This window comes from Vibrio atlanticus (assembly GCF_024347315.1).
GTDB lineage: Bacteria > Pseudomonadota > Gammaproteobacteria > Enterobacterales > Vibrionaceae > Vibrio > Vibrio atlanticus.
Genome location: NZ_AP025461.1, coordinates 229,189 through 251,315, shown reverse-complemented (window position 1 = coordinate 251,315; position 22,127 = coordinate 229,189). Strand labels below are relative to the sequence as shown.

Below are 22,127 nucleotides of genomic sequence, written 5' to 3'. Positions count from 1 at the left end.
CAGTGTTTACCATTCAGGATTATTGTTAATTGCTTAAACTAGGTACCCGATTAGTCTTAATGTTGTTTTTACTGAGCTTTGGCTTAGTGAACTCTAACGGCTATTCGTTTCCTTCTAAGCCATTCCAAATTCAGTCGGCTCAAGAGCAATCTTCGCAGAATGAACAATCTTCCTCGATAAAACAGTGTAAACAAGCCACTACGGATAATCCGTCGGCCTATTTAGAGTGCGATAAGGCTCCGTTTGGCACCACGTCATTAGATGACAGTTCCAACTATCATGACACCGAGTCGAGCCTCCAGGCTGCAAACTTCAGACGTATGCTCAGCAACGAGCAAGAAAGCGTGGCCGATCTTGAGCCTGCTTATCATCTACTGATCGACTTCTCTCCCCCTTCATTACTGGCTTCTCTGCTTTTCAATACACCGCTGTTGGATTCCAAGCAGCACTGGACCAGCATTGTGAGTTCTCCGTCCTCCCGGCTTTCTGGGTGGAAAGAGGGCAATATTCAATACTCGCATTTCCGAGAACTTCTTAGCTAATCGTTTGACCTTAAATTGGTCGTATCGATGATCGCCTCGCGCTCGTTGAACTCGCCAATTAACCCAATATAGCGACACACAATTATTAGCCTCACTGTTACTCAATCAGCTTGTTTTGGTTGTGACTAGTTGTCGTTCGTGTTCGCAAAACATTAGTTATACCAATCGCAGTAAATAACTGGCCATCCTAGCTGGTTAAAACGCTCGATCACTGCTTTTTCCCGGCGCTATTTTTGAGCACGTGTTTACGGTGATTGGTAAAAAAAAGAGATCTTGACTGTGAAAAAACGCATTCCAAGAAAACAAATTAACCACTACTCAAAGTGGAAATACGTGGTTCTTATCGCCACCATCATCATCATGATCCTAAGCGCTCTACCTTCTTGGTATGGCGAAGATGCCTCGGTTCAAATCAGTAACCGTTCCGAGCAGACGATCGACGCTACTCAAGTGACGCAATACCTTGCGAGAGAAGGCATCCAAGCCAAATCTGCATTTCAAAAAGACAAACGTTTAGTCGTGATCTTAGAAGATGCGGAGCAACAAGCGAAAGCCAAAGAGGTGCTTAATGAGCGCTTCCTCGACAACGCGACGGTTGCGCTTGCTATGGAGCCTGCAGCACCTAAATGGCTGACTGACATGGGCTTTGCGCCGATTCAGTTAGGTCTTGATTTACGTGGTGGTGTGCAGTTCTTATTAGAAGTGGACATGGAACCGGTTTACCACGCACAAGCGCAAGCGATGGTCGATGAGGTGACCAGTCAGGTGCGTTATGCGCGCGGTAAAGTGGTCAACAACCAAGTTCAGTTTGATTTCCGTACCGACGCCGATTTCGAAAAAGCACAAAAGCTGATTCGTGAACAGTTCCCACATTGGCTACGTGATCGTTCAGATAAGTCACTGACGTTAACTCAGTCTGAAGAAGAGCAAAGAACGCTACGCAATCTAACCGTTCAACAAAACCTGCAAATCATGCGCAGCCGTATTGAAGAATTAGGCATCACAGAAGCATCGATTCAACGCCAAGGTGAAAGCCGTATCCGTATCGAGTTACCGGGTGTACAAGACCCTGCTGCAGCGAAAGACGTGATTGGTGCTACGGCTTCACTAGCGTTCTATTCGGTGTACGACAATGCAACTCGCAATACTCAAACGCTAAAAGATACAGATGGCAACCGTGTCGTTGTCGCTCGCAAAGCAGTATTGAGCGGTGAACACATTATCGATGCTCGTAGTGGCATTGGTGAGATGGGCAGCGCAGAAGTAAACATTACCCTAGATTCTTCTGGTGGTAAGAAAATGTCTGAGTTTTCACGCCATAACATCGGTAAGCCAATGGCAACCGTGTACAGCGAATACAGTCGTGATAGAGCGGGCAACAGCAAGCAAGACAGTGAAGTGATCAGTGTGGCAAATATCCAGTCTCAACTGAGTAGTCGTTTCAGAATTACTGGTGCTGGCAGTTTGGCTGAAGCGCAAGAGCTTGCGTTACTGCTGCGTGCGGGGTCATTGACTGCGCCAGTGACCATCATTGAAGAACGTACCATTGGCCCATCTTTGGGTGCGGAAAACGTAACTAACGGCTTTGCTGCTTTGGCACTTGGCCTTGGCCTTACGCTAACGTTTATGGCGCTATGGTACCGTCGCTTAGGTTGGGTTGCGAACTGTGCATTGGTGGTTAACATGACCACATTGTTTGGTTTGATTGCCTTGCTACCGGGTGCGGTTTTAACTCTACCAGGTATTGCGGGCTTAGTACTGACCGTCGGTATGGCGGTGGACACTAACGTGCTTATCTTCGAACGTATTCGAGACAAGATGAAAGAAGGCCGCAGCTTTGCTAGCTCCATCGATCGTGGTTTTGACAGTGCGTTCTCTTCTATTTTCGATGCTAACGTCACCACCATGATCGTTGCTGTGGCTCTATATACCATTGGTAATGGACCGATTCAGGGCTTCGCTCTGACACTGGGCTTAGGCCTTCTAACCAGTATGTTCACGGGCATTTTTGCTTCACGAGCGATCATCAATTTGGTTTGGGGGCGTGACCAACGCCACGATGTAAGAATTTAAGCATGAGTATTTCAAATATGACTATTTCAAACAGCAGCATGACTCGCCTTCGTAAGGTGATGTCTGTGATTTCTATTGTGCTGTTCATGAGCTCTGTGATGCTGGTGGCAGTGAAAGGTTTTAACTGGGGCTTGGACTTTACTGGCGGTGTGGTTGCCGAGGTTCAGCTCTCTGATCAAGTAACCAAAGATGCGTTAAAAACCAAACTTGATACGGCTTTCCAACAAGACGTACAAGTGGTTGGTATGGCAGAACAGGATCGCTGGACAATTCGTTACAGTCAACTGACAGACGCTCCACAGCCAAACTTAGTGGATGCTTTGTCATCTGTGAGTGACCAAGTAAAAGTGCTGAACAGCAGCGTGGTTGGCCCTCAAGTGGGTCAAGACATGGTTGACCAAGGTGGCTTGGCGGTATTGGTGTGTTTCCTAATGATCATGCTGTACCTGAGTGTACGATTTGAATGGCGTTTGGCGTTGGGTGCTCTTGCTGCGATCATCTATGACGTGACGCTTATCTTAGGTTTGTTCGCTTTTACTCAGTTTGAGTTCAACCTGACTGTATTAGCGGCCGTGCTAGCGATTCTCGGTTACTCATTGAATGACTCGATCATCATTGCTGACCGTGTTCGTGAAATGCTGCGCGGCAATCCAAACGGTGATACTGACAACCTGCTTAACGAATCAGTTAAAGCGACCTTCTCACGCACCATGGTGACTTCAGGAACAACGCTAATCACCGTATCTGCGCTTTGGCTACTGGGTGGCGCTGCGCTGCAAGGTTTTGCTATTGCACTCGTTGTGGGTATTGTCAGCGGTACGTGGTCCTCTATTTCAGTAGGCATCACCCTACCTAAATTACTTGGATTGCAGCCTTGTCACTATCAGGTGAAACCAGTAGTAGAAGTTGAGGGTGAGTATCCTTAGTTTCCTGATTGCTTAAGTCTTCTAATTAGATAGCGCTCAGCCTTAGTCCTCATTGACTAACGAGTGAGTTCAGCAAAGCCTTTCGTTTGTAGCAAGACGAAGGGCTTTATTTTTTATAAGAGTCAGTCAGTTAGTTAAAAGAGAGGCTATTTCAAAAAACAATGGATTGAGCAGGCAAGCCCTCATTATATGAAGTATGTTTATATGACGTCAGTAGAAATGAGGCAAGGGAATGGAATATCGACATCAATGTCATGTAGGCGACCACGGTGATGCACTGAAGCATCCAGTATTGAGTGCACTGGTTAAATCATTAATGCAGCAACACTCTCGCCTCAATGTTATCGACACGCACTCAGGAACAGGGTGCTACGACCTCACTACAGCGCCAAGCAATCACGCGGGTGAGTTCGCTGAAGGGGTCGGGTACTTGTGGCGAAACAAAGCTTATCTTCCTCCAGCATTCGCTTCTTTTATGTCGGTGCTGGAATACTACAATCCGAATCAACTTATCTCTCTCTATCCGGGCTCAGCAGCCATCACTTACCAACAAGGCCGCAGCCAAGACAGTTTCTATTTTTCAGACATTCAGCAAGATGAAGCTGATTTACTGCAAACTAATATTGAGACGTTACAACGTGACCTCGATGTCTCAAGCAAGCTGACTATTTCCGCGGGTGATGGGCTTAAAGCGTTGCCTGACGACGTTGCAAAACACGATAATCATCACCTGATTGTTATCGATCCTCCCTATGAAACCGATTCTGAATATCTCGCGGTGATCGATGCCTTGGTTAAGGCGTATCAACAATCTGAGAAGGTATCTGCACTAATTTGGTACCCGCTTTACACGGATGACAAGAGCTCACTGATTCTGAATCACTGTGTTACTGCAGTGAAAGATGGTTTGCTGCCAAGTCCGATTAAGTCGGAGCTTCGCCTTCGAGACCCTAAGGGTGATGATCGCCTAATCGGCAGTGGTTTGTTGTTATTCAACCCACCACAAGGCATTTCAGGAATAGTCGCAGATACGCTTGATTATTTACACCGCCAACTCTCGACTAGTGGTGAAGGCTACTGGCAAATGAGAAGCCTATAGATCTGATTTTTATGGGTTTTATGATGATTTTCGAGATGTAGATCGCTAAATCATTTCAATCTGTATGGTTTAAATTGACCAAACTCTAACTTTTATCGATTGATTTATCGCGATGAATCATATAAAAATAGTATATCAATGCGCACAGGTGCATACTGGCTCATAAGTTAAATAATTACCCAAATTAATATCAGATTGTGGTTTACCCCCTAAACTGCATAAGGCTCGCACTAGTCACGCGAGCCTTTCTTTTGCCTGAAAGAAAACTTAAGGCATTGTTAGCACTTCAAAATCCACTACAACGCTGGATAATCGGTATAGCCTTTTTCGTTGCCGCCGAACAGAGTGGCGCCGTCGAGATCGGATAGTTCGTTGCCGTTTTGTAGGCGTGATACGAGATCTGGGTTAGCTACGAATGGGCGACCAAATGCGACAAGGTCAGCGTAGCCTTTGCTTAATACTTCTTCGGCGCGTTTTGGTGTGTAACTGCCAGCGACGATGATGGTGTTAGAGAACAACTCTCTTAGCTCTATACGGAAGCTTTCAGGTATCACAGGTGCGTCATCCCAATCGGCTTCTGAAAGGTGTAAATAAGCGATGTCACGCGCTTGCAGTTCCTTTGACGCCTCTAAAATCGTTGGCACGATGTCTGGGCAGTTCATGTCTTTGAAGGTGATGAACGGGGCTAAACGAACACCCACCTTATCGGCACCAATTGCATCAATCACTGCATCCACCACTTCAATTAGAAAGCGAAGTCGGTTCTCGCGGCTACCACCGTAGCTGTCGGTGCGCTTGTTCGAATTGGTTCTTAGGAACTGGTCGATGAGGTAGCCATTACCACCGTGGATTTCCACGCCGTTGAACCCTGCCTCGACCGCTTTTTTCGCTGAGTTAGCAAAATCTTGAACCACACGATCGATATCGGTTTGGGTCATTTCTCTTGGTTGAATGCAATCCACCATGTTGCCGTTTCCATTCTCATCAGAGATCCAAACCTGAGTTTCTACCGGAGCCAGTGCCGAAGGCGCGATTGGTAGTTCACCTTTTTGGAAGGTTGGATGAGACACGCGACCCACATGCCATAGTTGGCAGAATATCGCTGCGCCTTGTTCTTTAGCAGCAGAGGTGACACCTTGCCAGCCTTTCACTTGTTCGCTTGTATAAACGCCGGGTGTGAATGAGTACCCTTGAGAGTCATCTGAGATTTGTGTCGCTTCAGTGATGATGAGCCCTGCACTGGCACGTTGTTGGTAGTAAGTTGCCATCATTTCGTTTGGCACGTTTCCAGGTTGGCTTGTACGAGCGCGTGTCATGGGAGCCATAACCACACGGTTTTGTAGTTCTAGATCTTTGAGTTCTGCTGTTTCGAATAATTTGCTCATGGTATTTACCTTGTGTCGGTCATGTATTGATTGATTTAGCGTGCGGTGGTCACTATTTTGATTCCGCAGGGCTGAAGATAGAGTCGTTTTGTGGCTTTTCAGCTCGGTTGGCTTTCGCAATAAGCAACAAACCAATCACTGGGACAACAACGGCTGCGAATGGAATCATTCCTGCGCCTAGTTGGCTGTCGAGTACCATGCCGCCTAGGAAACCACCGAAGGCATTGGCTAAGTTAAAGGCTGAGATATTCGCGGTTGCTGCTAGTTCTTGGCCTTCGCCACCGTGGTTCATTACTCTAAGCTGCATAGCAGGAACGTTCGCAAATGATGCAATACCAAAGACAAATGCAGCGGCAACGAATAGGATTTTGTTGTCGACAACAAGGCCAACCACTACCAATGAAACGATCATCGCGATAGCCCAAAACATCGATGCTTTGCCTAAATCTTTGTCAGAAGAGCGTCCGCCCAAGGTGTTACCGATGATTAAGCCGACACCTACAATCACTAAGATCCAAGTGACTGATTCTTGACCGTAACCCGTGATGTGCATGGCGATAGGCGCAAGGTAGCCGTAAAGCGTCATGAAGCCAGACCAAGCAAAAGCGGTGATCGCCAAGCTGATGAGAAGCATTGGGTTTTTGAAAGCCAACAGCTGAGTTTTGATGTCTTTCGCTTCGCTGTGGCCTGAAGATTTTATTGACGTTAAGATTGAAATCATGGCGATGGTGCCAAGTGCTGCCACGGTAAAGAAAGTGGTGTGCCAACCGAATTGCAAGCTCACCCAAGTTCCTGCGGGAACCCCAAGAACGTTAGCGAGCGTTAAGCCAGCGAACATCTGGCCAACAGCACGACCTGCCATTTTTTCAGACACTAAATTCGTCGCGACAACGGCACCTATGCCATAGAAAGGACCTTGCACTAAGCCTGCGATAACGCGGCTTGCAAGTAGAAGTGGGTAGCTAGGAGCTAAGGCTGACAAGATATTACCGATGATGAACAAAGCCATTAAGCCAATCAGTACCATCTTCTTGTTAAAACGTGCGAGGTAGATGGTTAAGATCGGGCCACCAATAACGATAGCCAATGCGTAAGCACTGATTAGGTATCCGGCTTGACCTTCGGTGATCGAAAGGGATGTGGCAATTTGTGGAAGGATGCCTGCAATAACAAACTCAGCGGTACCGATGGCAAAAGCTGCGAGTGTCAGTATCCAAACTTGGAATGGGATCTTTTCTTTATGGATCGCTTCTGGTTTCATAGTGAAGTACCTGTGTTAATTCTTGTTTGTTAGGACGTTTACATACACGCCCTAACGATGTTCTTTGCTTCTTTGTGTAGTGTTAGCCGAGTAGAGCACCGCCATCGATGTCGATGATTGACCCCGTTACGTATGGGTTGTTAATCGCGAATAGATAGCCCATTGCGATATCTTTAGCCTCTCCGACTTTACCTGCTGGTAGGTTGTTTTTCGCATTGTCGTACATGGTTGAGCGAGCTGAATCGTCCATGTTTTTGTAAGCCTCGGTCATCGTAAGGCCGGGGCTGACGGCGTTGACTCGAATCGGTGATAGCTCTTTGGCAAGCACCTTAGTTACGCTCTCTAGCGCGGCATTAATCGCGGTTTTTACGTAAGTACCAGCAACTACTTTGCGTGACAGCATGCCCGTGGTTAGCGTGATTGAGCCGTTTGGAGTCATGTAACGTGCGGCGTGCTTGGCTACGTTTAAGCTTCCCCAAAACTTGGTATCAAATGCTGCTTTTGCGTCTGCGATAGCAATGTCTGTCACTTTTCCTGCGGGAGCGTATGACCCCGCGGTTATCACCAAGTGATCAAATGCACCGATCGATTCGAAGTATTCACAAACCGATTTCTCATTGCTGATATCAACGCCGGTGTGTCGGCTGGCAATGTGTACTGTGTTGTTTTCGTTTCTCAATTGCATTGCTAATGCTTGGCCGATACCTGATGTTCCACCAATGATGACGAATGTGTGCTTTTCTTGGTTTGTAAGTTCGTTGTTCATGTTCTGAATTCCTGCGTGTTCTGCTGATGGTTGTCATTATATTTATTCGACTAAATTTGATAATTGGCTAAAATATAAAATAATTATTCGGATTAACTGAATAGTAGGAGAGGTGAATGGACAAGTTTTCAGATATGGCGATGTTCGTGAGCATTGTTAAGCATCACGGGTTAGCAGCGGCGGGGCGAGAGTTAGGGCTTTCTCCTGCGACCATGACAGCAAGGCTTCAGGCGTTGGAAGAGCGTTATGGTGTGAAGCTGCTGAACCGAAGCACAAGACATGTGTCTTTAACTGACTCTGGGGAGCTGTATCACAAGGCGTGTCTGGAGATATTGGATAACGTTAGCGAGGCTGAAAACCTGATTCAAAATGGCGTCAAAGAGGTTAAAGGCCCACTAAAGATTGCAGCACCTAAAGACATCGGAAAGCAGTACATCCTTCCTATTTTGTCGGAATTTTGTCAGCAGTATCCAGACGTGATCCCTTACCTGTATTTGAACGATCACCTATCGAATATCGCTGAATCAGGCATGGACATCGTGATCCGTTATGGGGAATTGGTCGACAGTAGCTTGATCTCAAGACGCTTATCACCAAGCCGACGAGTGCTGTGTGCTTCACCAGAATATCTTGCCAAGCATGGAACGCCGTTAACACCACAAGATTTGGTCGAGCACGACTGTTTGGCTATGCTGCGTAGCAATGAAGAGCTCAAGACATGGCACTTTCAAGATCATGATATGAAGAAGGCTGTGACGGTTGTGCCGAAGCGCTTTTCAGACGATGGTGAAGTGATTCGATACTGGGCATTGCAAGGAGAAGGGATTGCGTTGAAGTCGGTACTCGATGTGCAAGATGACATCAATAACCAACGCCTTGTGACGCTACTTAATGGCTACATGAAGAACTTCAACACCTCGACTTCAGTATCGAGCGCCGACTTGAATGTGGTGTATATCAGTAAGAAATATCAGCCGAAGCGTATCCGGCTGTTTTTGGATTTTCTGTTTGAGCGGTTTGGCGATTTGGTTAAAAATTCTAGTTAGATTAGCCGTGAATCCTCGCATGACAAAGCCCTCGAACTCAACGTCAGCTTAAGGACAGAGTTCTTTGAACTGGTTATGATGCGTGCAATACAAGGACGTGATGGAGAGAGAAATGAAAGTAGTCGGTAACACGGTTATCCAACCTTTTCACAAGGCAACCTGCCATTGTGGTGCAGTTGAGTTAGAACTCAGCCTACCTAACGGAATAGAAAAGCCGCGCCGTTGTGACTGTTCTATCTGCCGTCGCAGGGGAGCGGTTGTTGGCTCTGTGGCGCTGGATGGTATCAAGATCATCAAAGGTGCAGATTATCTTAAGCTTTATCAATTCAATACCAACACCGCGAAACATTACTTCTGTTCAAGCTGCGGTATCTATACCCATCACCAACGCCGTTCAAGCCCAAATGAATATGGTTTCAATATCGGTTGTTTGGAAGGGGTGAACCCTTTTGATATTGGTGATGTGGTGACCAACGATGGTGTCAATCACCCAGCTGATCGTTAATTTATTGGATAGTATAAAAGGAAGGGTTTATGTCTGAATATAGTGCGCTGATTTGTTGGGCTCGTGGTGACGATGAAGCCTTTAGTGACAACCAATACAGTCGCGGTCATACGTGGGAGTTCGATGGTGGTATCACTGTGCCCGCCTCGTCGTCACCTCATGTTGTGCCACTGCCGTTTTCAGTTGAGGCCAACGTTGATCCTGAAGAAGCCTTTATTGCGGCACTGTCTAGCTGCCATATGCTGACGTTTTTGGGCATTGCTGCAAAGCAGAAGTATGTGATCGACTCTTATGTGGATGATGCTGTTGGTGTGCTTGAGGAAGATGAATCAGGCCGCTCATCGGTCACTAAGGTGACTCTGCGACCTGACATTGTGTTTTCGGGCAATAAGATACCAACCGCCAAACAGCTCGAAAAACTGCATCACTTGGCGCACAAAAACTGCTTTATCGCTAACTCGGTCAAGACTGAAATTGTGGTCGAGATGCGAGACTAATTTTAATTAATCACAAGATTTCTTTGTAAGCTTCGTCTTTTGAGTCTTGTCATCGTCTTAAGGGTATTCATGCAATTTCGTTGATTGCAAAAGAACCAAACACACTACTTGAGGACTCCTCCATGACAGCGTTTAACAGTGCATCTAACTACGGCGAAAACGTGTTTATTAAAAGCAAACCACAAATGCTACAAGGTATCTACAACACCACCGATGTATTTCCTTACTGGGTAGCCGACATGGATTTTCAGGTAGCCGAACCGATCACTCAAGAGCTGAATCGTTTGGTTGAGCGTGGAGTGTACTCGTATGAGTTCAATGAACAGGTGGTGTTTGAGGCGCTATCTCAATGGTATTCAAAGCGTCATGGTTTAAGCCTGTCTTCTGACAAGTTCGTACAGGTTCCGGGAGTGTTACCAGGCATCGCGTTGTTACTGCGCCAGTTTACCAACGAGGGTGATGGTGTACTTATTCATACGCCGGCTTACCATCAGTTCGCTAATTTGGTGAATAAAACAGGTCGTCAGGTCGTGAATAGCCCGTTGATTAATGACGGACAGAGTTATCAGATTGATTTTGCTGGTATGGAGCAACAGATCATCGAACAGCAACTGAAGACGATGATTTTCTGCAATCCGCATAACCCGACTGGGCGAGTGTGGACACCTCAAGAGATTGAACAAGTCATCGAAATAGCTAAGCGCCACGATGTGCTGATCATCAGCGACGAAGTTCATTCCGACATTATTTTTGAAGGTCATTCTTTTACGAGCTTAACCAGCTTTGATTACGACAAGGTCATTGCCTTGATTGGCTCTCCGGCGAAAACCTTCGGCATGCACAGCATCTCGAATGGTTATGTCTATACCAACAACAATGAGCTATTTGAAGCGTTTAAAGCCAACGTGGCGGCGATGTATCTTGACCATGGTAATGCCTTGACGACGTTTGCGACTATTGCCGCCTTTGAGAAAGGTGAAGAGTGGCTAGACGGCATGCTGGCGTATCTGCAAGACACAGTTAAGTGGATTACCGAATTTGCAGAGCAGCGAATTCCTCAGTTAAAAGTCTTCCAACCGCAAGGCACTTACCAAGTGTGGTTTGATTTTTCAGGCTTGGATTTTTCGGAAGAAGAGCTAAAAAATGTGGTGTTTGAGCAGGCTAAAATGGGCTTAACCCCAGGTGGTTGGTTTGGTGCGCAAAGCGCTAACTTCATGCGAATGAACATCGCGACGTCACGTGACAATATCGAAAAGTCGTTTTTCACATTGGCAAACTCGATTGCTGGTGTTGAGTGAGATTAGCGCTAACTTTTATACGAGAGCGGTGCCTCAAAGGATAAACTGGTGCATGACTGGTAGTTTTGTGTCTGTATCGAGCAGACACAAGCTACAATTAGACTTGTAAGTATTGTGTTTACTGGACTTGAAATGTATACGGACGTACCAGAACCAATAGCAATTTTTTGGTAAAACGGTAGAATATGCCAGCTAATTTTATTTGAGTATTTTTGATGACAGCTAAAGCTATTGACCTATTTGCTGGTGCCGGTGGATTTTCACTTTCTGCTATTGAAGCAGGGGTAGATGTACTTGCAGCTATAGAATTTGATAAGGCCGCTGCAAAAACCTATGCCGAAAATTTCATAAAAGGCAAAGAGCTCAATATTGATCTTCGTGCTGGTGAAGTACAGGGCGATATAAACAATGTCGATCCCAAAGAACTTCGTCAAAGTCTTCACTTAGAACGAGGCGAACTAGACCTTATTTTAGGTGGACCGCCATGCCAAGGCTTTTCAACGCACCGCATTAATAATGCTGGCGTGAACGACCCTCGCAATCAATTATTATTACGTTATTTTGAATTCGTTAATGAATTTAACCCTAAAGCATTCTTAGTAGAAAATGTGTCTGGGCTGTTATGGAAACGTCATAAGCCTTTTTTAGATAAGTTTCTAGCGTTAGCCGAAACAGCAGGTTACGTAATTAAATTTTGCAATATCGTAAATGCAAAAGATTATGGTATCCCCCAAAACCGTAAACGTGTATTTATATTCGGAATTCGAAAAGACTTAGATGCTGAAGGAATGGTGTTCCCACCTGCGGCTACTCATTTCGCACCTACTTCAGGAAATCAGCCTATGTGGGTAGCTGCGTCCTCAGTATTTGAAAGAATCCCACACCATCTATATCAAAATTACTGGGATGACTTTTTTAGTAAGAAGGACAAGCGCGATAAAGAAGAAGTTTTCAAACTTTTAAATTCTCTTCCTTACGGAAAGCCTTTTAAAAAAAGTGACCCTTGTGATGTTCACATGAAGCCAAGTGACATGATGAAAATACGCTTTGCTGACACACCATTAAACGGTAGCCGTGAAGATGCTGGCGAGCAACACCGGCTAAAGTGTCATTCTAATGGCTACAAAGGTCACAAAGATGTATATGGCAGAATCTTTATTCATATACCGAGCAACACCATTACTACAGGTTGTAATAACCCATCTAAAGGGCGATTTGTTCACCCGTGGGAAGACCATGGTGTGACACTTCGTCATGCCGCACGTTTACAGTCATTCCCTGATTGGTTTGATTTTTATGGGAGTTCGACCGAGCAGGCTCGTCAAATTGGGAATGCTGTCCCACCTTTACTTGGTCAAACTCTCATTGCAGATATATGCAGTAGATTGATATAAAAAAAGTGCCTACAATGTTAGGCACTTTTTTATATCAAACATACTGAGATTTGGTTATATATGGCTCAAATGAATGTAAGCGCTAGAGCTGTAGACATGCTTGGTCGACAGCAAATAGCGGGTATCCCAACAGCGATACATGAACTATTCAAAAATGCGCACGATGCCTACGCCAGTAATGCAGAAATTGACTACTTCCAAGATCAGAACCTAGTTACTCTTCGTGACAACGGCGTTGGGATGACCGAGGAAGATTTTGTTAAAAAGTGGCTGACAATTGGGACTTCTAGCAAACTTGGGGCAAATCGGAAGTCGGTTTATATCCCAGATGGAATGGCTCCCCGCCCTTTAATGGGTGAAAAAGGTATTGGCCGACTCGCTATCGCTTCCATTGGGCGACAAGTTGTTGCATTAAGCCGTGCTGAGCGAGCAGATGGAATGCACGATATGGTCGTAGCATTAATCCACTGGAGCCAATTTGAAATTCCAGATATCGGAATTTCAGACATTGTAATCCCTACGCGAACCTTTCCTGAAGGAAAATTGCCAACAGCAGTAGATTTGGAGTCAATGGCGCAGGAACTGATTTCACATCTTCAAAGCTTAGGTGATGTTATTCCTGCCGATTACCTAGACCTCATTATTGCTGATGCCGAACTACTCTCTTTTTCACCAGAAGTCTTATTTAAAAATGTACAAAACAAAACTCAGGACGACTGGGAGAAAATTCCAACAGAGCTAAGAACGTCAGATTCAGCCCCTCAGCTAGATGGCATCAGTAAAGGCACTCATTTCATTATCATGCCTAATGATGAAACATTGGCACTCGATGTTAAAACCGATGTAAATGGTACGACCGATCTACAAAAGATCTTGGTTGGTTTTTCTAATACATTTGATACGGAAAAAAAAGAAAGGTTAAAAACAAAATTCCGGTTACATCAAGGTACTGCCGAAGCTCAAGAATTAATTGAAGAAGGGTTCTTTACTAAAAAAGATGCCGCTGATGGTGACCATATAGTAGAAGGTGAGTTTGATGAATATGGTCAGTTTAGAGGTAAGGTCACCGTTTATAAGGGAGAACCTCAACAGCACATCATAAACTGGAATAAAAGTTTTGGTGCAAAGACTCGGTGTGGCCCGTTTAAAATTAAGTTTACCTACCTTCAAGGAACGCCATCAGACAGCATGGTGTCCAGTGACCGGTATATAGAGCTTCAAACGAAGCTTAGAATGTACGGTGGCCTTTATTTGTACAAAGATGGGGTTCGCGTACTGCCTTACGGCAAGCAAGAATTTGATTTTTTAAGGTTTGAAGAGAAACGTTCTAAGAGAGCTGCACACGCATTTTTCTCGCATCGTTTGATGTTTGGTGCTATTGAAATTAAGCATGATGTGAGTACAAGGCTAGAAGAAAAAGCGGGACGAGAAGGTTTAATAGAAAACGTCGCTTATAAAGAATTTACTAACATATTAGAATATTTCTTTGACCAATTAGCCGCAGACTTTTTTAGGGACTCTTCAGTTAATGATCGATTTTCTGAGATTAAAAATAAATTTAAAGAACAGGCGAAGAAAGAAAGCGAAGCTGAGAGGAAACGGAAAAAATTAGGGCGTGTTGATCTTTGCTGTACATTTTGTGTTCAACAATACATCGGTAGCCACATTAACATGAATGCCAGCGATAACATGCTGGCATAATTCCTTTCTAGCTTGTCATATCTACTTGAAATAGCTCGATAATGCTTAATTCTCCCAAAGGCATTTTCGACCAAGTGACGATACTTGTATAGACACCAATCCATACTGTCTTTGTCTATATCTTGTCCGTAATTGCGTTTAGCAATTACCGTTTCTCCGCCACGTTCCTTAACAAAAGTACGGAAAGGTTCGCTGTCATATCCTTTATCACAAACGATAGTATTAACTTCATCGAGTTGTTCAACTAAGCTTTCGGCATGCACTATATCGTGGCGTTGTCCTTCTGATAAATCAAAGCAAATCGGCAGACCACCACTATCTACGGCTAAGTGAATTTTGGTTGAGTTGCCCCCGCGACTTTTTCCTATTTGCTCTGAGCTTTCAGTAGCTGCACCTGTACTATGCTGATGCGCTCGAACTATAGAGCCATCAAGAAAGACCCATTCAAAATCAGCCATGCTAGATAAGCTTTTGAAAAGTTTATCTAAAATCCCTTTCTTTGACCAAAGATTAAATCGTCTGTAAACGGTACTCCACTCTCCGAACTCAGAGGGTAGATCTCGCCAAGGAATACCTGTTCTCATTCGATAAAGTATTCCTTCAAATGTCATTCGATGTTCAGTTTTATCGTAAATACGACCTGTACTTTTCATAACTTGGAGTAGCAGTTCCCAGCGAATATCAGTTAGCATTGTTCTTGGCATGGTATTGGTTATGGTTTTACTTTTGGCGAAGCAAATTATAACTCTTTACCATGCTGTTCAAAAAACACTCACGAAAGATCAACACGCCCTAGTTAAAACTAAAAAAGAAACCTTCAGGGATCAACTAGCAGATTTTTTTGATACTTATGGTGATGGCTCATACCTAACTAAAGTCGAGGCAATAAAAAATCACGTTAAAGTTGAATTTGAAAAAGCGAGTGATACATGGAATGAGCAAGAAAAGTATCGCTTCATATCAAGCCTTCGCAGTGACATGTCCGCTAAATGGAAGTCTTTTGATAAAGAACTAAAGATAATCATGCCAAAAATTGGTTTGAGTAACGAAGATGAGCAGAATTGGACAACTTATTTGGCTACTCGTGAGAAGTTTTATGAGGATATGGTAAGCCCAGTTCAAAAGAACATAGAGCTACAAATTTCTGAGTATGTCACCTCGAATAGTTTGTCATTTACACTCAGAGATCGCGTCAGTGAATTTATCGAAGAAGAGAAGAAAACACTGACCAAGACAATATCGAGCTACCGTAACGAACTAAAAAGCAATGTCGGTGAAATAGATGCTGTTATTAAAGAAAAGGCTCGAAATAAGTCTGCCGAATATACTCAAGCGTTAGCTGAGGTTATGACATCCATAAACTCAACCGCTATAGATACTTATTCTGAGGAAGAGTCACTAGAGGTTGTCTCGTCTTGGGAAAAGCAGCTAGAAGAGATTAATGAGCAAACGGAACAATACTTCAAAAAAATGCGAGATACCATCGAGCTTGTTATTAATGACATCAACGATGATGAATCAAGTTCAGTAGACGTTATCGTTGCCTTGGAAAGTGAAAACGAACAAGTAAAAGAATCCCTCAACCAATACTATGAGTTTGCTCAACTAGGAATGTCACTGGGCATTATTCAGCATGAGTTTAGCAGTACTGCTCGTAACGTAAGAAGTTCAATTCGTTCCCTCAAACCTTGGGCAGATAAAAACCCTAAGCTAAATGGGCTATATAACAACATTAGCCACAGCTTTGCGCATTTAGATGGGTATTTGAAAATGTTTACCCCGTTAAATCGCCGGCTATATCGAAGCAAGATAGATCTGTCAGGTAAAGAAATAGACAGCTACCTAAAAGATATTTTCGATGAACGCTTAAAACGCCACAACATTGAATTAACGTCGACTAAAGCGTTTATGGTGAAAACGACCAATGTGTTTCCATCGTCATTTTTACCCGTGTTTATCAATGTGGTAGACAACGCTATTTACTGGCTTAACACCCAACTGGAAAGTGATAATGATAAGAAAGAAATCAAGTTGGATGTTGATGGTGATCAGTTAGTCATAAGCAATAATGGCCCTTCAATCCCGCTAATTGATAGAGATAGGATTTTTGAATTCACTTTCTCTAGAAAATCCAGCGGTCGTGGCATGGGTTTATTTATAAGTAAAGAATCCCTCAATCATGAAGGGCTTGATATTCAGTTAGCTAGTGGAAGTGCAGATGCCTCTCCATGTTTTGTTATTAGTGAAAAAATTATGGAGCAAGAGTAATGTCTGCATTTAATCAGTACTGCCGTGAGGTAGTTGATGAGTATGTCCAAACTGTTTTGATCATCGATGATGGGGCTGGCTTAACAAACGCTTCAACTATTATTGAACCTGCCGATGCTCTTGTTGAACCTAGTGGAGTTTTTGACCCTATGGTTGCACCCGTACCGCTCGAGGAGGTGCAAATAGGAGAACTAGTGGAGCCGAATGAGCAAATCACACATCCATTAAATACGTTATCTCTCACTAATGCATTCTATGATCGTGGAATTGTGGCTGGTTTGTATCAGCCACAGATTCAGGAAGGTGAGCCTGCTGTTGATTTCGCTTCAAAAGCGATGAAAGTATCAGCAACTGCAGATGTCATAATTCTCGATTGGATGCTAGTAGATCATGACGCTACCTATAGCCAAGAAATCGTAAAGCAGATACTTCAACACGATAAGGCAAATGGCGGAAGGTTACGTACCATAGTTGTATATACTGGGGAAACAGATCTTCAGAAGTTACGTGATGATCTATGGGAGTATTTAGGTGACGAAAATTTAGATAAACCTGGTGAATATCAGGTTAGTTCAGAGCAGCTAAACATTATTTTTTATCATAAGAAAAATACAATTGAAGGCCCTAGGGCAGTATACGAAGAAGAATTACCAGCTAAAGCGCTAGAAGAATTTGCCATACTTGTTGATGGTTTAATTCCTGCTTTTGCGATGAAAGCGACGACGACAGTAAGGCAACATACTGGAGCTTTATTAGCGAAATTCAGCTCTGATTTAGATTCAGGATATTTAGCTCACCGTGCTCTTTTACCAGACCCTGAAGACTCCGAAGTTCTAATGTTAGAAAATTACTCATCGTACTTGAGGAATGTGCTAGCGCTTGCTCAGATTGACCGTAAGACTCTTGGGTACGACACAATAAAAACATGGGTTGAAGCAAACTATGACAAGCGATATCAGAAAGCTGCTATAACAGATGATGGAACACCTACTGATGAGATTACTCTCAGTAGAAATGGATTCCTTCAATCTTTTGAATATGGTTTTACCCCAAAAAAGAAAGGGCTATTTAAGGCTGTTCAAGAAAATACTAGTGCTGCTAGAGCTAGTAAAATAGTGAAGGTAATCGCTAACCTTGAAAAAGTTGTCGGTGCATTTGGTAAAGCTGATGGGGAAACTCAAAAATCTTCTCAAGCTCTCGCCTGTATTACTGCTTTTCGCCGTACATTCCGTGATTTGATGGTTGGTTTTCCTTATTTGACCCAAGGAACAATAATCAAATCAATTGAAGATGGCTCTTATCTGCTATGTGTTATGCCAAAGTGTGATACTGCAAGAGTAAAGAGACCACGTAACTTCTTATTTGCGCAGTTAGTTATTAACGATGGTGTGTTTGATTTAGTTGCACCAGATATAAACAACGAGGGTGATTATGTTCACCTGCGAACTAATTTGAAATTTTATGAGTTAGAACATATTGAGTTTAAAGCCCATGGGGGGCCGAAGGTTGAAGCATTTGATGATCAAGATAGTATTGTATTTGAGTCAGAAGCAAATAAAAAATACCAGTGGATTGGAGACCTTGAAGACTTAGATGTCCAAACGAAAGTATCATCAATTGTGGGTGACTTTAATCGCGTCGGAGTTGATGAGGTTGAATGGGTAAGGCGACGAAAAGCTCAAGCTAACTAAGATAAGCGGCTATAAGCCGCTTTTTTACGTCTGAAGTATGTGTAATCCTAAGCATGATTTTATTGAGTTGTGATTGAGGTATTGAGTGGTAGTTCTAGATTTCTTGAATGGTAGGAATATATTGGTTAGCAGAGGGTTATGTTTAGCGTCCCACTGAATAGTTTTGTACATCGTGTGAGTGATAAAAGCCAAGTAATGGCGAATGCGGCTGAGTGTGGATGCCAGTTGAGGCGAGTTCGACGTTCACGCAACTGGCTGCTGGTGGCTCAAGATCATCAACTCGTTGAATTTAAAACCATGTTAACTCATGAAAAAGACGATTGGATAGCAACTGCAATAGGCAAAGTACTGCCTAAGCCTGTGGTGTGTTTGGCATCGTTGTTAGCCGCTACGCCCTCGATGACGGTCGCGCAGTTAGTGATGGAATCAGGATGCTCAATGGCAGAAGCAAGGCGTGCTATTGATGAGCATGAAGGGTTGTAAGCGCAAACGATAAGTGAATAGGTTAGTTGTGAAAAGAGAATCGCGAGCAGCAAAAAGCCCGTAACGATATTATGCTTTTTCAGCGGAATATCGTTACGGGCTTTATTATCTGAGCTTACGGTGAAGCTAGATAAAGAGACCAGTCATTTGATGATTGCTGTTAACGACCAATCTACTGTTAACTATCAATCTTAAGCTATAAGCTAACAACCAGCCTTTGCTAAGTGCTTGCTCTAATTAAGAGTTAGCCACTTTTACACGAATCGTATTTTTGCCAAGCTTTGACAAGTTCAGCTTGTTTAGTGCGGCTTTAGCTTCTTCGTGCTCTGGCATTTCAACAAAAGCAAAGCCTTTAGATTCGCCAGTCTCTTGGTCTAAAACTAGGCTGCACTCTTTTACTGAGCCGAACTCAGAAAATAGAACACGGATGTCTTGCTCTGCAGTAGAGCGTGATAGGTTACGAACTAGAAGTTTCATAATAAACCTTGAATATGAATTTACGCCGAGCATTGTCGCACACTTTCGTGCTCACCCTCACAAATAATTAGTGGAATAGCTCGGTTTACTTGTTCGCTGCTCTCATTAGCCGTTAACCGCGGTTTATCGTGATATCTGACACATATCCATGCTCGGTGCTGGTTAACGCCTGCTGCAGCATCTGAGCGGCTTCTTGCGCGGTCATAAAGCGTGAGGTATCCATGTCTTTACCGCTTGTATTCCAAAACTCGGTCGCCATTCCTCCAGGATAAACCGCCACGATTTTCATCGGGTGACCTTTGAGCTCTAACCTTACCGATTCGATAAAGCCTTTTACTGCCCATTTTGCTGCGCAGTAGGTGGACTCTTCTGCTTTAGCGCCTTGAGCCGCGGTCGACATCACGACCGCAATGGTGACGGGTTGCTCTTTGTAACGCTGAACCAGCTCGCGAATCAGAAATATCGAGGACTCAATATTGTTTTTTAGCATGTCACTGATCGCCGCTGGATCTTGCTGTTCTATCTTACCGAAGTATCCACTGCCAGCGCTGTGAACCACCAGTTTTGGTGTTTCTGGCAATGCATCAAGCAGTTCGCTCACGGAGTTCGGGTCACATAGATCACAGGTTTGGCTAACGGTATCTGCTGGCAGGTTTTTCGCTAATTCAGCTAAACGTTGTGAGCTGCGGCCAGTGATCATTAAGCGCTGACGGCTGTTTGATGCGTTCGCATATTGCTTAGCTAAAGCTGCGCCTAAACCGCTGCTTGATCCGGTGATTAAAATCATGGGGACTCGGGATTGTTGAATTGAATCGAGATAGTAAGGCTTTGAAAGCTTGTTTTCTGAGATCTAAGACCAAGATGCTGAGGCTCATGACTAAGATTGCTCGATAGAATTGAGGTTTGAGAAAGTGATGTAAGCCAGGAAGGAAAAAAGAAGGAGCACTAAAAAGTAAAAACGCCGGCATAGGGCCAGCGCTTTTGAAAATCAGATTACTCGTCGTCGAACTGTTTGGTCGTGAATGAGTCTTCGATTCTGTTGAGCTCTTCTTGATCTTTCACTCGCTGTTCTTCTTGGCGAATGACTTTTGCTTCATTGAAGCGTTTCTTTTCCGACTTAGTCAGGAATTTTACAGCTTTCTTGTTGGTCAGTGCGTAAGCAACTACGTCTTCGCCTTTTTCTCTGCGATCGTTTACACGTTGTGAGAAACGTTCATTGTCGCGAGCTTTACGCTCCGCTGAGGTCAACTTGCTCATGCTTTAAAGCCTTTTCAATTATTCATGGTAGGGAATCTACGCTTAGCGAAACCAATGGGGAAGTGCTCATAATTGGTGGAACTGTGTACCACGTTCGCTCAACTGAGTTTAGCCCATTTGTATGCTGGTGGCGCATCTTAGCACAAAGGCTTGAGCATACAGGTATGCTATTCGAGGGATTAAACAGAACAACCCACAATTTTCTGTTGTGGGTTGAGATTACATTGTGGGCTGAGATTGTTTTGCGGGCTGAGATTATATGGTGAGCTGAGATTGTCTTTTGAGGTAGAGGTTATTGCTGATGAAGCTGAGAATCAGAAACGACGTTTTTTAAAGTTTCTCGATATACAAAATCACTTCGCCAACTTTAAAGCCAAACTTAGACATCTCGGTTTTATTGAACAGGCGTTTGTCGTCCATCAAGAACATCCAATCATCAAGCACTACTTCATAGGTGCTACCGTCTACTTCGATTTCTAAATCATATTTCCAATAAAGCGCTGAACCTTGTGTCTCTCCATATGCCGTGCCAACGACATCGTTGGCAGTGCCTGTGTAGGTGTTGTCACCGGTTTTGATGAGGTTCCAAACTCGAGTTGAACGCTCACCATCAGCAAAGGAGAACCACTCTTTGATTTCTCCGTTGTCTCCGTCCCAAGTCGCGATGAGCTTGGCATCAAAGCGGCGCAGTAAGTTACCAGAACGGTCAAGCACGATGCCGTAGGCCATCAATTCACCGTCAAAGAAGGTTTCCAGCTTGAGCTCTGGCGTGGTGTCTGCGTGATTCTCTAAACTTGCAGAGCCACAACCTGTTAGCCAAGTGAGTGAAAACAGTGCCAAAGCAAATTTTATTATTGTTGTTTTTGGATTCATTTGTTCAAACCTAATAGTTGTTTGCGTAGACCGGGCTCAGAAGTGTTTTCAGATAACCAAATCGCTAAAAAAGCGTCACCAAACTGCTTGTCTTGGATGATACCGATAGGCTGTTCATCAAAGTAAAAACGACTCACGTTGTCTTCGGTTACGCGGATAGTGAGTGTGCTTCCTGCTTCTACGTTAGGCCACATCTCGTAAAGAGGCTTCAACCAACGTTGGATATTGTTGTTGGAGTAACCAAGTTTGCTCCATTGATCTTGGGTAGCATCAACGAGGTCTTTGCTGTCAATCGCGCGGTAATATTCAAGCTTTAAAGCGCGTTCAGAATTGGTTGGGGTCGCGTAGAATTCAGCGGAGTAGAGTGTCCAAAACAGATAGCTCATCTCACCTTGGCCGCGCTTGCTTAGATTGTCTACAGCGGAAGCTTTAACGCTTCCGGTGAACAGGAGTGCCGCGCAAATGAGGGTTAAGGTGACTAAGCTAAATAGTCGATTTCTTGATTGCTCGCTTGCTTGTGTGCGAACGCGACTATTATCTCTCTTAGAATTGAGCGCTTGCGTAGGGTTGCGTGGAAAAGCCATA

22 protein-coding genes are annotated in these 22,127 nt (G+C 44.1%); 13 read left to right on the top strand and 9 right to left on the bottom strand.

Features of this window, described 5'->3' with window-relative positions:
* The first annotated feature begins 59 nt into the window (after window positions 1-59).
* The 4 genes from OCV30_RS16870 to rlmJ all read left to right on the top strand — a co-directional run bounded on the left by OCV30_RS16870 (window position 60) and on the right by rlmJ (window position 4,640).
* Window positions 60-542, top strand: a complete 483-nt coding sequence (locus OCV30_RS16870; protein WP_065677988.1) for a hypothetical protein — start codon at window positions 60-62, stop codon at window positions 540-542.
* A gap of 273 nt (window positions 543-815) precedes the next feature.
* Window positions 816-2,615 carry a protein translocase subunit SecD gene (gene secD, locus OCV30_RS16865; RefSeq protein ID WP_083994551.1) on the top strand — a complete coding sequence of 600 codons (1,800 nt, stop codon included), beginning with the start codon at window positions 816-818 and terminating at the stop codon, window positions 2,613-2,615.
* A gap of 2 nt (window positions 2,616-2,617) precedes the next feature.
* Window positions 2,618-3,541 carry a protein translocase subunit SecF gene (gene secF, locus OCV30_RS16860; protein WP_012601256.1) on the top strand — a complete coding sequence of 308 codons (924 nt, stop codon included), beginning with the start codon at window positions 2,618-2,620 and terminating at the stop codon, window positions 3,539-3,541.
* A gap of 232 nt (window positions 3,542-3,773) precedes the next feature.
* Window positions 3,774-4,640 carry a 23S rRNA (adenine(2030)-N(6))-methyltransferase RlmJ gene (gene rlmJ / locus OCV30_RS16855; protein ID WP_065677990.1) on the top strand — a complete coding sequence of 289 codons (867 nt, stop codon included), beginning with the start codon at window positions 3,774-3,776 and terminating at the stop codon, window positions 4,638-4,640.
* Between the two features lie 296 nt (window positions 4,641-4,936).
* Here rlmJ and OCV30_RS16850 read toward each other — a convergent pair whose 3' ends face one another.
* From OCV30_RS16850 to OCV30_RS16840, 3 genes are all read right to left on the bottom strand, one after another.
* On the bottom strand, window positions 4,937-6,025 hold the full coding sequence (locus OCV30_RS16850; RefSeq protein WP_065677991.1) for an alkene reductase: 1,089 nt from the start codon (window positions 6,023-6,025) through the stop codon (window positions 4,937-4,939).
* 52 nt (window positions 6,026-6,077) lie between these two features.
* Window positions 6,078-7,286, bottom strand: a complete 1,209-nt coding sequence (locus OCV30_RS16845; RefSeq protein WP_017111307.1) for an MFS transporter — start codon at window positions 7,284-7,286, stop codon at window positions 6,078-6,080.
* Between the two features lie 82 nt (window positions 7,287-7,368).
* Window positions 7,369-8,052: an SDR family oxidoreductase gene (locus OCV30_RS16840; RefSeq protein WP_065677992.1), complete on the bottom strand. Its 684-nt coding sequence runs from the start codon at window positions 8,050-8,052 to the stop codon at window positions 7,369-7,371.
* Window positions 8,053-8,168: 116 nt separating this feature from the next.
* Between OCV30_RS16840 and OCV30_RS16835 the strand changes: the two genes are divergently transcribed.
* The 6 genes from OCV30_RS16835 to OCV30_RS16810 all read left to right on the top strand — a co-directional run bounded on the left by OCV30_RS16835 (window position 8,169) and on the right by OCV30_RS16810 (window position 14,493).
* Window positions 8,169-9,098, top strand: coding sequence for a LysR family transcriptional regulator (locus OCV30_RS16835; protein WP_065677993.1), 930 nt, complete (start codon window positions 8,169-8,171; stop codon window positions 9,096-9,098).
* 112 nt (window positions 9,099-9,210) lie between these two features.
* Complete coding sequence (locus OCV30_RS16830) at window positions 9,211-9,603, top strand: GFA family protein (RefSeq protein WP_065677994.1); 393 nt, start codon at window positions 9,211-9,213, stop codon at window positions 9,601-9,603.
* A gap of 29 nt (window positions 9,604-9,632) precedes the next feature.
* Window positions 9,633-10,100 carry an OsmC family protein gene (locus OCV30_RS16825; RefSeq protein WP_065677995.1) on the top strand — a complete coding sequence of 156 codons (468 nt, stop codon included), beginning with the start codon at window positions 9,633-9,635 and terminating at the stop codon, window positions 10,098-10,100.
* Window positions 10,101-10,222: 122 nt separating this feature from the next.
* A complete protein-coding gene (locus OCV30_RS16820) occupies window positions 10,223-11,398 on the top strand; it encodes a MalY/PatB family protein (RefSeq protein ID WP_065677996.1) in 1,176 nt (391 codons plus the stop codon).
* A 215-nt stretch (window positions 11,399-11,613) separates the two neighbouring features.
* Complete coding sequence (locus tag OCV30_RS16815; protein ID WP_065677997.1) at window positions 11,614-12,792, top strand: DNA cytosine methyltransferase; 1,179 nt, start codon at window positions 11,614-11,616, stop codon at window positions 12,790-12,792.
* A gap of 60 nt (window positions 12,793-12,852) precedes the next feature.
* Entirely contained in the window at window positions 12,853-14,493 is a 1,641-nt protein-coding gene (locus tag OCV30_RS16810; protein WP_244499013.1) for an ATP-binding protein, read from the top strand.
* Here OCV30_RS16810 and OCV30_RS16805 read toward each other — a convergent pair.
* Window positions 14,436-15,197 (bottom strand): IS5 family transposase, encoded by a 762-nt coding sequence (locus OCV30_RS16805; RefSeq protein ID WP_102552608.1) that lies wholly within the window; start codon window positions 15,195-15,197, stop codon window positions 14,436-14,438. The genes OCV30_RS16810 and OCV30_RS16805 overlap by 58 nt on opposite strands.
* A 10-nt stretch (window positions 15,198-15,207) precedes the next feature.
* Here OCV30_RS16805 and OCV30_RS16800 point away from each other — a divergent pair, with 10 nt between their 5' ends.
* The 3 genes from OCV30_RS16800 (at window position 15,208) to OCV30_RS16790 (ending at window position 18,935) form a co-directional block, all read left to right on the top strand.
* Window positions 15,208-16,761 carry an ATP-binding protein gene (locus tag OCV30_RS16800; RefSeq protein ID WP_065679343.1) on the top strand — a complete coding sequence of 518 codons (1,554 nt, stop codon included), beginning with the start codon at window positions 15,208-15,210 and terminating at the stop codon, window positions 16,759-16,761.
* Window positions 16,761-18,452: a response regulator receiver domain gene (locus OCV30_RS16795; protein WP_017100700.1), complete on the top strand. Its 1,692-nt coding sequence runs from the start codon at window positions 16,761-16,763 to the stop codon at window positions 18,450-18,452. Before OCV30_RS16800 ends, OCV30_RS16795 begins: the two co-directional genes overlap by 1 nt.
* Window positions 18,453-18,590: 138 nt before the next feature.
* On the top strand, window positions 18,591-18,935 hold the full coding sequence (locus OCV30_RS16790) for a ribosome recycling factor family protein (protein ID WP_065679344.1): 345 nt from the start codon (window positions 18,591-18,593) through the stop codon (window positions 18,933-18,935).
* A 237-nt stretch (window positions 18,936-19,172) separates the two neighbouring features.
* On the opposite strand, the gene OCV30_RS16785 is transcribed toward OCV30_RS16790, so the two are convergent.
* The 5 genes from OCV30_RS16785 to OCV30_RS16765 form a co-directional block, all read right to left on the bottom strand.
* On the bottom strand, window positions 19,173-19,412 hold the full coding sequence (locus OCV30_RS16785; protein ID WP_004732698.1) for an RNA recognition motif domain-containing protein: 240 nt from the start codon (window positions 19,410-19,412) through the stop codon (window positions 19,173-19,175).
* 112 nt (window positions 19,413-19,524) lie between these two features.
* On the bottom strand, window positions 19,525-20,199 hold the full coding sequence (locus tag OCV30_RS16780; RefSeq protein WP_065679345.1) for an SDR family NAD(P)-dependent oxidoreductase: 675 nt from the start codon (window positions 20,197-20,199) through the stop codon (window positions 19,525-19,527).
* Window positions 20,200-20,405: 206 nt separating this feature from the next.
* Window positions 20,406-20,669 (bottom strand): hypothetical protein, encoded by a 264-nt coding sequence (locus tag OCV30_RS16775; protein WP_017098840.1) that lies wholly within the window; start codon window positions 20,667-20,669, stop codon window positions 20,406-20,408.
* A gap of 330 nt (window positions 20,670-20,999) precedes the next feature.
* On the bottom strand, window positions 21,000-21,542 hold the full coding sequence (locus OCV30_RS16770) for a DUF3833 domain-containing protein (RefSeq protein ID WP_065679346.1): 543 nt from the start codon (window positions 21,540-21,542) through the stop codon (window positions 21,000-21,002).
* On the bottom strand, window positions 21,539-22,126 hold the full coding sequence (locus tag OCV30_RS16765) for a chalcone isomerase family protein (protein WP_065679347.1): 588 nt from the start codon (window positions 22,124-22,126) through the stop codon (window positions 21,539-21,541). The genes OCV30_RS16770 and OCV30_RS16765 overlap by 4 nt, the downstream gene beginning before the upstream one ends.
* Window position 22,127: the final 1 nt, after the last annotated feature.

Excerpts from the sequence above, each read along its gene's own strand:
- OCV30_RS16810 (WP_244499013.1), top strand. The coding sequence starts at position 12,853 with ATGGCTCAAATGAATGTAAGCGCTAGAGCTGTAGACATGCTTGGTCGA.
- OCV30_RS16785 (WP_004732698.1), bottom strand. The coding sequence starts at position 19,412 with ATGAAACTTCTAGTTCGTAACCTATCACGCTCTACTGCAGAGCAAGAC.
- rlmJ (WP_065677990.1), top strand. The coding sequence starts at position 3,774 with ATGGAATATCGACATCAATGTCATGTAGGCGACCACGGTGATGCACTG.
- OCV30_RS16850 (WP_065677991.1), bottom strand. The coding sequence starts at position 6,025 with ATGAGCAAATTATTCGAAACAGCAGAACTCAAAGATCTAGAACTACAA.
- OCV30_RS16815 (WP_065677997.1), top strand. The coding sequence starts at position 11,614 with ATGACAGCTAAAGCTATTGACCTATTTGCTGGTGCCGGTGGATTTTCA.
- OCV30_RS16830 (WP_065677994.1), top strand. The coding sequence starts at position 9,211 with ATGAAAGTAGTCGGTAACACGGTTATCCAACCTTTTCACAAGGCAACC.
- OCV30_RS16790 (WP_065679344.1), top strand. The coding sequence starts at position 18,591 with ATGTTTAGCGTCCCACTGAATAGTTTTGTACATCGTGTGAGTGATAAA.
- OCV30_RS16840 (WP_065677992.1), bottom strand. The coding sequence starts at position 8,052 with ATGAACAACGAACTTACAAACCAAGAAAAGCACACATTCGTCATCATT.
- OCV30_RS16870 (WP_065677988.1), top strand. The coding sequence starts at position 60 with ATGTTGTTTTTACTGAGCTTTGGCTTAGTGAACTCTAACGGCTATTCG.
- OCV30_RS16775 (WP_017098840.1), bottom strand. The coding sequence starts at position 20,669 with ATGAGCAAGTTGACCTCAGCGGAGCGTAAAGCTCGCGACAATGAACGT.
- OCV30_RS16770 (WP_065679346.1), bottom strand. The coding sequence starts at position 21,542 with ATGAATCCAAAAACAACAATAATAAAATTTGCTTTGGCACTGTTTTCA.
- OCV30_RS16845 (WP_017111307.1), bottom strand. The coding sequence starts at position 7,286 with ATGAAACCAGAAGCGATCCATAAAGAAAAGATCCCATTCCAAGTTTGG.
- OCV30_RS16820 (WP_065677996.1), top strand. The coding sequence starts at position 10,223 with ATGACAGCGTTTAACAGTGCATCTAACTACGGCGAAAACGTGTTTATT.
- OCV30_RS16765 (WP_065679347.1), bottom strand. The coding sequence starts at position 22,126 with ATGGCTTTTCCACGCAACCCTACGCAAGCGCTCAATTCTAAGAGAGAT.
- OCV30_RS16780 (WP_065679345.1), bottom strand. The coding sequence starts at position 20,199 with ATGATTTTAATCACCGGATCAAGCAGCGGTTTAGGCGCAGCTTTAGCT.
- secF (WP_012601256.1), top strand. The coding sequence starts at position 2,618 with ATGAGTATTTCAAATATGACTATTTCAAACAGCAGCATGACTCGCCTT.
- OCV30_RS16800 (WP_065679343.1), top strand. The coding sequence starts at position 15,208 with ATGGTTTTACTTTTGGCGAAGCAAATTATAACTCTTTACCATGCTGTT.
- OCV30_RS16795 (WP_017100700.1), top strand. The coding sequence starts at position 16,761 with ATGTCTGCATTTAATCAGTACTGCCGTGAGGTAGTTGATGAGTATGTC.
- OCV30_RS16825 (WP_065677995.1), top strand. The coding sequence starts at position 9,633 with ATGTCTGAATATAGTGCGCTGATTTGTTGGGCTCGTGGTGACGATGAA.
- OCV30_RS16805 (WP_102552608.1), bottom strand. The coding sequence starts at position 15,197 with ATGCCAAGAACAATGCTAACTGATATTCGCTGGGAACTGCTACTCCAA.
- OCV30_RS16835 (WP_065677993.1), top strand. The coding sequence starts at position 8,169 with ATGGACAAGTTTTCAGATATGGCGATGTTCGTGAGCATTGTTAAGCAT.